This is a genomic window from Halochromatium sp., from assembly GCF_054919635.1.
The window spans coordinates 1-7,553 of sequence record NZ_JBUDPI010000173.1 but is presented as its reverse complement, the minus strand read 5'-3'; the positions used below and the strand labels follow the sequence as shown (position 1 = coordinate 7,553).

Below are 7,553 nucleotides of genomic sequence, written 5' to 3'. Positions count from 1 at the left end.
CCCCCGACCCCGGCACCTCTGGCCCTTGGCGCTGCTGAGTGGCTGCGTCGGTGCGTCGAGGTTGATCGGGGTAGCCGTTCAAGCGTCTCTAAGAGGCGATCGACGTCAGTGTCTTGGTGCGCTGCAGAGAGGGTGATGCGCAGGCGCGCGGAGCCCTGCGGGACCGTTGGTGGGCGGATCGCGGTGACCAGGATGCCGTTGTCTTCGAGGAATTGGCTCCAGTGGAGGGCGGTGTCGACATCGCCGGCGATCAAGGGTTGGATCGGGGTGGGCGAGTCGGTTAAGGCGAGTCCGAGGGACTTGGCGCCGGTTCGGAAGCGGCTGATCAGGTGCTGCAGGTGCTGTCGGCGCTCGGGCTCTTGCTGCGCGATCTCTAGCGCTTTCAGGGTAGCGGTGGCGAGCGCGGGTGGGAGCGCGGTGGTGTAGATGTAGCTTCGCGCCCGCTGGATCAGGTAGTCGATGAGCTCGCTGCTGCCGGCGACGAAGGCGCCGAAGGTGCCAATGGCCTTGCCGAGGGTGCCGATGAGGATCGGCACCGCGGTCTGGGTCTCTAGGCCATCGAGACCGAAATGCTCGAGGCTGCCACGGCCCTTGGCGCCGAGGACGCCGATGCCGTGGGCATCGTCGATCATGAGCGTGGCACGGGTTCTGTTGGCGAGGGCAGCAAGTTCCGGTATCGGTGCCAGGTCACCGTCCATGCTGAAGACGCCATCGGTGACGATGAGACGGTTGCCGCGGTTGCCATCGCCGCTGCCGCTGCCGCTGATCAGCATGCGCTGTAGTCGGTCGGTATCGGCGTGCGGATAGCGGCGCAGCCGGGCTTGGCTGAGCTGGGCGCCGTCGAGCAGCGAGGCGTGATTGAGGCGATCGGCGAGGATCTGGTCGCCGCGGCTGCAGAGCGCTTGAATCACGCCGAGGTTGGCCATGTAGCCGGTCGAGAAGAGCAATGCGCGTTCTCGGCCAACGAAGTCGGCAAGCGCGTCCTCGAGGGCTTCATGGGCCTCATGGTGGCCGCTGATCAGGTGCGATGCGCCGCTGCCAACACCATCACGAGCCGCGCCTTCGCGCAGCGCTTCGATCACCGCCGGATGTGCGGCTAGGCCCAGGTAGTCGTTGCTGCAAAAGGCAAGCAGCTGGCGGCCGTCGATGCACGGACGCACGGCTTGGGGACCGGCGAGCAGCCGCCGCTGGCGGTAGAGGCCAGCGTCGCGGAGCCGATCGAGCTTTGGAGCAAGCTCAATCATCGTCATCAAGCCTTGGGCCGGCGCCGCTGCTGGCGCAGCGCGCCGCGATTGATCGAGTGGCATGGGCCACGCGGTGGCAAGCTGTTGTACCCCGGCCTCGGCCTTGGCTCCGATTCGGTCGCGCGGTGATCATCCAAGGCGATCAGGCGCTCGCCGACCGGGCTGTTGGCGCAACCGGTTGGTCCGATGACGAGACCGGCCGACCTTGTCCCGGTGCCTGATGCTCCGGTGAAAGGCCTGGTTGATCGATGGTTTTGTGACAGGCTCCGGGCTGCGCGCGTCCCTCAAGCGCGGCCTCCTCGGGCTGAAGGCCGAGCCGGGCGAAGAGCTGGTGGTCGCGCGCAGCCTCGGCGTTGTCGGTGGTGAGCAGTCGATCACCATAGAAGACGGAGTTGGCGCCGGCGGCAAAACAGAGCGCTTGCAGCTCGTCGGACATGCTGGCGCGACCAGCTGACAGCCGCACGTACGAGGCTGGCATCATGATCCGAGCAGTGGCGATGGTGCGCACCAGCTCGAACGGATCGAGTGCCTCGGTGCCGAATAGCGGCGTGCCTTCGACCTGTACCAGCAGGTTGATCGGTACCGATTCGGGATGGGCAGGCAGATTGCTCAGCTGGCAGAGCATTGAGGCTCGATCGCGGCGCGACTCGCCCATGCCAAGGATACCGCCGCTGCAGGTCTTAAGTCCGGCCTCGCGCACGTACTCCAGCGTCTGCAGCCGATCTTGATAGGTCCGGGTACTGATGACCTGGCCGTAGAACTCGGGGGAGGTATCCAGATTATGGTTGTAGTAGTCGAGTCCCGCGTCGCGCAGCCGCTCGGCCTGCTCCTGCTCGAGCATGCCGAGGGTGACACAGGTCTCCAGGCCCAAGGCCTTGACTCCGCTCACCATCTCGATCACCTGTTCCAGATTCTTGGCGGTCGGATTGCGCCAAGCCGCACCCATGCAAAAGCGGGTGGCACCCTCGTCGAGGGCGGCGCGAGCCGCGGCCAACACCTCATCCACTGGCAGCAAGCGCTCCCGCTCGAGGCCGGTGTCATGCTTGGCGCTCTGCGAGCAGTAGCCGCAGTCTTCCGGGCAGGCGCCGGTCTTGATGCTCAGCAGGGTGCTGACCTGGATGCGATTCGGATCGAAATGGCGACGGTGGGTCGTTTGTGCTGAGAACAGGAGGTCATTGAGCGGCTGATCGAGCAGTGCTGCCGCCTCGTCAATCGTCCAATCGTGACGCGGATCGTGGCGGGAGGATGACTCGCTCTGGGGCAGGCGGGCGGCACGCTGAGGGGATGAGGACATAACGATGGTTTCGGCAGCGGTTTTCACGGGCCGCGACGGCACAAGCCACCGCGATCGACACTGCTAGCCTAACGGCGGACCCAGCGCTGTCAACCAAATCTCGCCATTGTGGTTGACGAGTCGACCGTGGGCGGCGACGCGCCAACCCTCGCAAATGCTGCGCAAGGCCCAAGGCAAAGCGATGTCGGGACTTGCGACTCAAGCGATTGCTATACTCGATGACTGCCAGCAAAGAGGAATCGCCATGACACTGACCCGAGAAGCCATCGGCTTCATCAAAGGCAACATGGCCAACTGGCTGATCGAGCAACGTCTCATCAAGCCCACGACGGTCTATGAGATCGAACTGCACGAGCGGACGGTGCGGGTTGAGCAAATCGATCAGCGCACCAAATAGCGACAAGCCAACATGGATCAGCGCTTCGAAGCCATGACCCGCCGCATCGACCGGTTCATGATCTGGTCATTCGGGACCATCATCGGTGTCGCCGGTATCAGCGTCGGTCTGATCAAGTTCTGGAACCCTTGAGGCTGTCATCCCATCGCTGCGTTGATCAGGCTCGCCAAGCGACTGCGTGGCAGCGTGTTGCAGAGCAGGCCCTGGCACTGCTCTACCCACCCACCTGCGTGCTTTGCGGCGCGCCCGGCGAGGCTGAACGGGATCTCTGCGCCGGTTGTCATGCCGACCTACCGTTAATCGGCCCCCATTGCGCCCGTTGTGCACAACCGTTCCCAGGACGGGAGGATCAGTCCAGTGCCTCGGGCCCAGACGCAGCGGGCATCTGTGGTCGCTGTCAGCGACAGCCGCCTCCCTTTGAGCGCTGCATCGCAGCTTTTCGCTATCAAGGGCCTCTACCCTCGCTGGTCGGCGGCATCAAGTTCCAATCAAGGCTGAACCTGATCCGGTTGCTCGGCGACCTCTTGGCCGATGCCCTTGATGAGGAGAGCCAGCGTCCGGGTTGGCAGCCGCCGATGGCCATCCTGCCGGTGCCCTTGCATCCGCGCCGCTTGAGGACCCGCGGCTACAATCAAGCACTCGAGTTGGCGCGAGTGGTCGGTCGTCGACGAGCGATCCCGGTGACCCACAGCTGCTGCCGACGCCGGCGTGCCACTCAAGCCCAGTCCGAATTGGATGAACGGCTGCGCTTCGCCAATATCCGCGGCGCCTTCGAGGTGACCTCAGAGGTGCCCCGGCGGGTCGCGATCCTCGACGATGTGGTCACCACCGGCGCCACGGTCTCCGAGCTGGCACGCACCTTGAGACGCGCTGGCTGCGAGCAGATCGACATCTGGGCCTTGGCCAGAACCCCTTAGGGACAAGCGGTTTCGCCCTTGTGCTGTTTGGCCCGCTCGAGCAGAGCGGTTAGGATGCGGCGGACGTGCAGCTCTTGGCCGACGGGGCAATTGATGGATTCCGAGATCTTCCGCTGGATCGGTGACGATACGCTACTGAGTGCATTGGTCGCCGAACAGTCCACGCCGCTATTGCTCATCATGATCGCAAGCTGCATTGCGCTGCTTTCGAAAGGCGCCGATTGGATGATCGACGGCGTCGTCGACCTCGCGCGCCGCACCGGGCTGCCCAAGATCGTGATCGGCGCGACCGTGGTCTCACTCGGCACGACCCTGCCCGAGGCCTTCGTCTCGGTGATGGCCGCCTACATGGGCAACCCTGGGCTGGCGTTGGGCAACGGCGTCGGCTCGATCATCGCCGATACTGGCCTGATCTTCGGCCTCACCTGCGTCTTAGCGGCGGTGCCGGTCAACCGTTATATCCTCAATCGCACCGGCTGGGCTCAGGTGGGCTCGGCAACGCTCTTGGTGGTGATCGCGCTGGCCGTGTTGATCACGACCCCGTCCGGAACTGAGCCTCAGCTTGGCCGCCGGGTGGGTTTTCTGTTCCTGATCCTGCTTGCAGCCTATCTCTTTCTTACCTACCTTTGGGCGCGTCAAGGTGGTGCCGACGCAATCGACGGCGAACAGGAGTCGACCGAGGCCTTCATGAGTCTCAAACGCAGCTGGAGCCTGGTCTTGGGTGGATTGCTCATGGTGGTCGTGGGCGCACGCATCCTAGTCCCCAGCGCTTCTGAGATCGCCGTTCGCATCGGCGTCCCGGACGACGTCATCGCCGCCACCATGGTGGCTTTCGGAACCTCGTTGCCTGAGCTGATGACCGCGATTGCCTCGATCCGCAAAGGTCATCCGGAGATCATGGTTGGCAACATCGTTGGCGCCGATGTGCTCAACGTGCTCTTTGTCATCGGCGCCGCGGCGGCCGCCACACCCTTGGCCATCCCAGCCAATTTCTATTATTTCCACTTCCCGGCGATGCTGATCATCCTGTATTCGTTCCGGGTGTTCATCTCGACCAACCGCAGCGGTGTCTTCTATCGGCGGCAGGGCCTCTGGCTATTATCAGTCTATGCTCTGTATGTCTTCCTGCAGTACGCTCTCAACATCGGCTCGGCGCATTAGCAACAGACTATGAAGATCTTATTCGCGACCGACGGCTCCGACAGCGCCCTGGCAGCTCTGGATTTCCTGCTGCGGTTTCCGTTGCCTGCGGACAGCGAGGTGTTGGTGACCACCGTCATCGACCAAGCCGCGTTTCCAGACGGGCTTCAGGGCATGCTCGCCGGCGTATCCGCAAACGGCGACCTTGGGCAGGCTTCGAGCGCGCCCTTCCCGACTGCAACGGTTGCACAGGTTGAGGATGCTAGGCGCGCTGGAGAGGACCCCGACGACAGGACCGAGACCAATGGCGAAGCGGAAGGGCTGGTGCGGCGCGAGGCTCAGACGCATCTCGCCCTAGTGAGCAAACGCCTGCAGGCAGCGGGCTGGACCAGCTCGAGCGAGATCCGTCAGGGTCACCCAATCGATCAGATCTGTGCATCGGCGGAGGCCTGGGGGGCAGACCTGATCGTTGTTGGTACCCATGGGTTGACCAGCTTTCGTCAACAGGTTCTCGGCAGCGTCTCCGCGGGCCTGCTGCATTACGCAGGCTGCTCGGTGATGATCGTCCCGCATCCGGACCTGGCCGAGCGGCCCCCCGCAAGCCCGGAGGCGCCGAGGACCCAGAACACGCCGCTGCGCTTTCTGTTGGCACATGACGGCTCAGAGCCTGCCGACAAGGCGCTCGAGCTCTGCGCCTCACTTCCCTTGCAAGGGCGCGCAAGCGTCACCCTGCTGCGAGTGCTGGAGTTGGTGACCCTCTACCGCCAAGATCTCCGGCAGCAGCTGAGTCGTGCCTTTCAGGAGGAGAAGCGGGTAGCGCAACAGGAGCTCGATGCCGGCGCCGAGCGGCTGCGCCAGACCACCTCGGACGTCGACGTCAAGCTGATGGAGAGCGGTGACCTCCGCGGCACGATCCTCGAGACCGCGACCGAGCAGCAGTGCGACCTCATTGTGCTCGGGTACAAGGGCCGCAGCGCCATCAAACGCATGCTCGTCGGCTCTGTGATCAGCCGGATCGCCGCTCACACTCCCTGCGCGCTGCTGACGGTGCGCTCCTGAGCTCCGCTCACCATATCTGCTTGCCGTACTCCGGGTTGATCGCCTCGCACAGGGCCAGGGCACATCCTCTTCGCCCGGCGCCAAGGACGCACCAACCGAGTGCATACAAGGGACGAAGCATGCGGGCACAGGCTTAAGCAATCGTAGACCTGTTCCCAGGTCGCGCCCCGGTCATCGAGACGCCAATGCGACCATGGACTCGCCAGCAGGGGCTAGCGCTGCTCAGCTAGATCGGCGAGACAGAGCGCTAACGAGTGTCGCCAGTCGGGCAAGGCGAGGCCGAAGGTATTGCGGAAGCGTCCTGTATCCAATACCGAATAGCCGGGGCGCCGCGCCGGCGCCGGGTATTCGCTGGTCGGTATCGGGAGCAAGCGACAGTCACTGCCAGTGGCTTCGCGAATCGCTTCAGCAAACCCAAACCAAGAGGTGGCACCACCCCCGGTCAGGTGATAAAGCCCTTTGACGCGCTCGATATCGAGGCTGCCATGAAAGATGCGGTAGGCGATCTGCGCTGTGACCTCTGCCAGCATGCGGCTCCAAGTGGGCGTGCCAATCTGATCATCGACGACGCGCAGCTCCGTGCGCTCCCGAAACAGCTTGAGCATGGTCAGCAGGAAATTGCTGCCACGCACCCCATAGACCCAAGCTGTACGAAACACCAGAGCCGGCGCCCCTGATTCGAGCAATGCCTGCTCGCCGGCGAGCTTGGTCTGCCCATAGACACTGCGCGGCTCGGCTGGATCATCCTCTCGATAGGGATGATCGGTGACGCCGGAGAAGACGAAGTCGGTCGAATAATGGATCACCGGGATACGCGGTGCCGTGCACAGCTCTGCAATCACCTTCAGCGCATCACCGTTGATCGCCTGGGCAAGCTCAGGCTCGCTCTCGGCCTTATCGACCGCAGTATAGGCAGCGGCGTTGATGACCGCATCGGGAGCCGTCTCATTGAAGAGCCGCCTCAACGAGGCCGGCTCGGTGAGATCGACGGAAGGTCCATCTTTGCCAGAAAGTGACGCGGCGATCACTTGGCCAACCGGAGCCAGCGTGCGCCGTAGCTCCCAGCCGACTTGACCATCAGAGCCAATAAGCAGAATACGTGGGGTATCGGTCATGATTCGCTAGAACGGAATGTCGTCATCGAAGTCGTTCTCGGGTCCAGCGGGAGCTTGGGCTGGCGATTGTCCCTCCTGGCGCGTCGGAGCAGACTCGCCGGCGGGAGCCCCTGAACTTGCCGGCCGAGCGTAATCACCGCCTCCGCCCCCTCCGGCGCCGCGGCTATCGAGCATCTGCATCGACCCATTGATGTCGACCACCACCTCTGTGGTGTAGCGATCCTGACCATCCTGCCCCTGCCATTTCCGCGTGCGCAGCTTGCCCTCGATGTAGACCTTGGAGCCCTTGCGCAGGTACTGACCGGCAATCTCCGCGAGCTTGCCAAACAGCGCGACGCGATGCCATTCGGTGCGAGTGCGAAGCTCGCCGGTGGCAGGGTCGAGGCT

General features: G+C 63.8%; 8 protein-coding genes. 4 read left to right on the top strand and 4 right to left on the bottom strand.

Annotated elements, in window-relative coordinates; genetic code table 11:
• Both bioF and bioB read right to left on the bottom strand, forming a co-directional pair.
• The coding region (gene bioF, locus ACY693_RS11375; protein ID WP_462321941.1) for an 8-amino-7-oxononanoate synthase at nt 1-1,244 on the bottom strand (1,244 nt) is incomplete at its 3' end.
• A 142-nt stretch (nt 1,245-1,386) separates the two neighbouring features.
• On the bottom strand, nt 1,387-2,538 hold the full coding sequence (gene bioB, locus ACY693_RS11370; protein ID WP_462321940.1) for a biotin synthase BioB: 1,152 nt from the start codon (nt 2,536-2,538) through the stop codon (nt 1,387-1,389).
• A 244-nt stretch (nt 2,539-2,782) separates the two neighbouring features.
• Between bioB and ACY693_RS11365 the strand changes: the two genes are divergently transcribed.
• The 4 genes from ACY693_RS11365 (at nt 2,783) to ACY693_RS11350 (ending at nt 6,051) form a co-directional block, all read left to right on the top strand.
• A complete protein-coding gene (locus tag ACY693_RS11365; protein WP_462321939.1) occupies nt 2,783-2,935 on the top strand; it encodes a hypothetical protein in 153 nt (50 codons plus the stop codon).
• Between the two features lie 128 nt (nt 2,936-3,063).
• Nucleotides 3,064-3,852: a double zinc ribbon domain-containing protein gene (locus tag ACY693_RS11360; RefSeq protein ID WP_462321938.1), complete on the top strand. Its 789-nt coding sequence runs from the start codon at nt 3,064-3,066 to the stop codon at nt 3,850-3,852.
• Between the two features lie 93 nt (nt 3,853-3,945).
• Complete coding sequence (locus ACY693_RS11355) at nt 3,946-5,013, top strand: sodium:calcium antiporter (protein ID WP_462321937.1); 1,068 nt, start codon at nt 3,946-3,948, stop codon at nt 5,011-5,013.
• 9 nt (nt 5,014-5,022) lie between these two features.
• On the top strand, nt 5,023-6,051 hold the full coding sequence (locus tag ACY693_RS11350; protein WP_462321936.1) for a universal stress protein: 1,029 nt from the start codon (nt 5,023-5,025) through the stop codon (nt 6,049-6,051).
• 212 nt (nt 6,052-6,263) lie between these two features.
• Here ACY693_RS11350 and rfbD read toward each other — a convergent pair whose 3' ends face one another.
• Both rfbD and ssb read right to left on the bottom strand, forming a co-directional pair.
• Nucleotides 6,264-7,166, bottom strand: coding sequence for a dTDP-4-dehydrorhamnose reductase (gene rfbD / locus ACY693_RS11345; protein ID WP_462321935.1), 903 nt, complete (start codon nt 7,164-7,166; stop codon nt 6,264-6,266).
• A gap of 6 nt (nt 7,167-7,172) precedes the next feature.
• Nucleotides 7,173-7,553, bottom strand: a 381-nt coding sequence (gene ssb, locus ACY693_RS11340) for a single-stranded DNA-binding protein (RefSeq protein ID WP_462321934.1), incomplete at its 5' end; no start/stop codon positions are given.

Coding starts and splice junctions, on each gene's coding strand:
- ACY693_RS11355 (WP_462321937.1), top strand. CDS start 3,946: ATGGATTCCGAGATCTTCCGCTGGATCGGTGACGATACGCTACTGAGT.
- ACY693_RS11365 (WP_462321939.1), top strand. CDS start 2,783: ATGACACTGACCCGAGAAGCCATCGGCTTCATCAAAGGCAACATGGCC.
- bioB (WP_462321940.1), bottom strand. CDS start 2,538: ATGTCCTCATCCCCTCAGCGTGCCGCCCGCCTGCCCCAGAGCGAGTCA.
- ACY693_RS11350 (WP_462321936.1), top strand. CDS start 5,023: ATGAAGATCTTATTCGCGACCGACGGCTCCGACAGCGCCCTGGCAGCT.
- rfbD (WP_462321935.1), bottom strand. CDS start 7,166: ATGACCGATACCCCACGTATTCTGCTTATTGGCTCTGATGGTCAAGTC.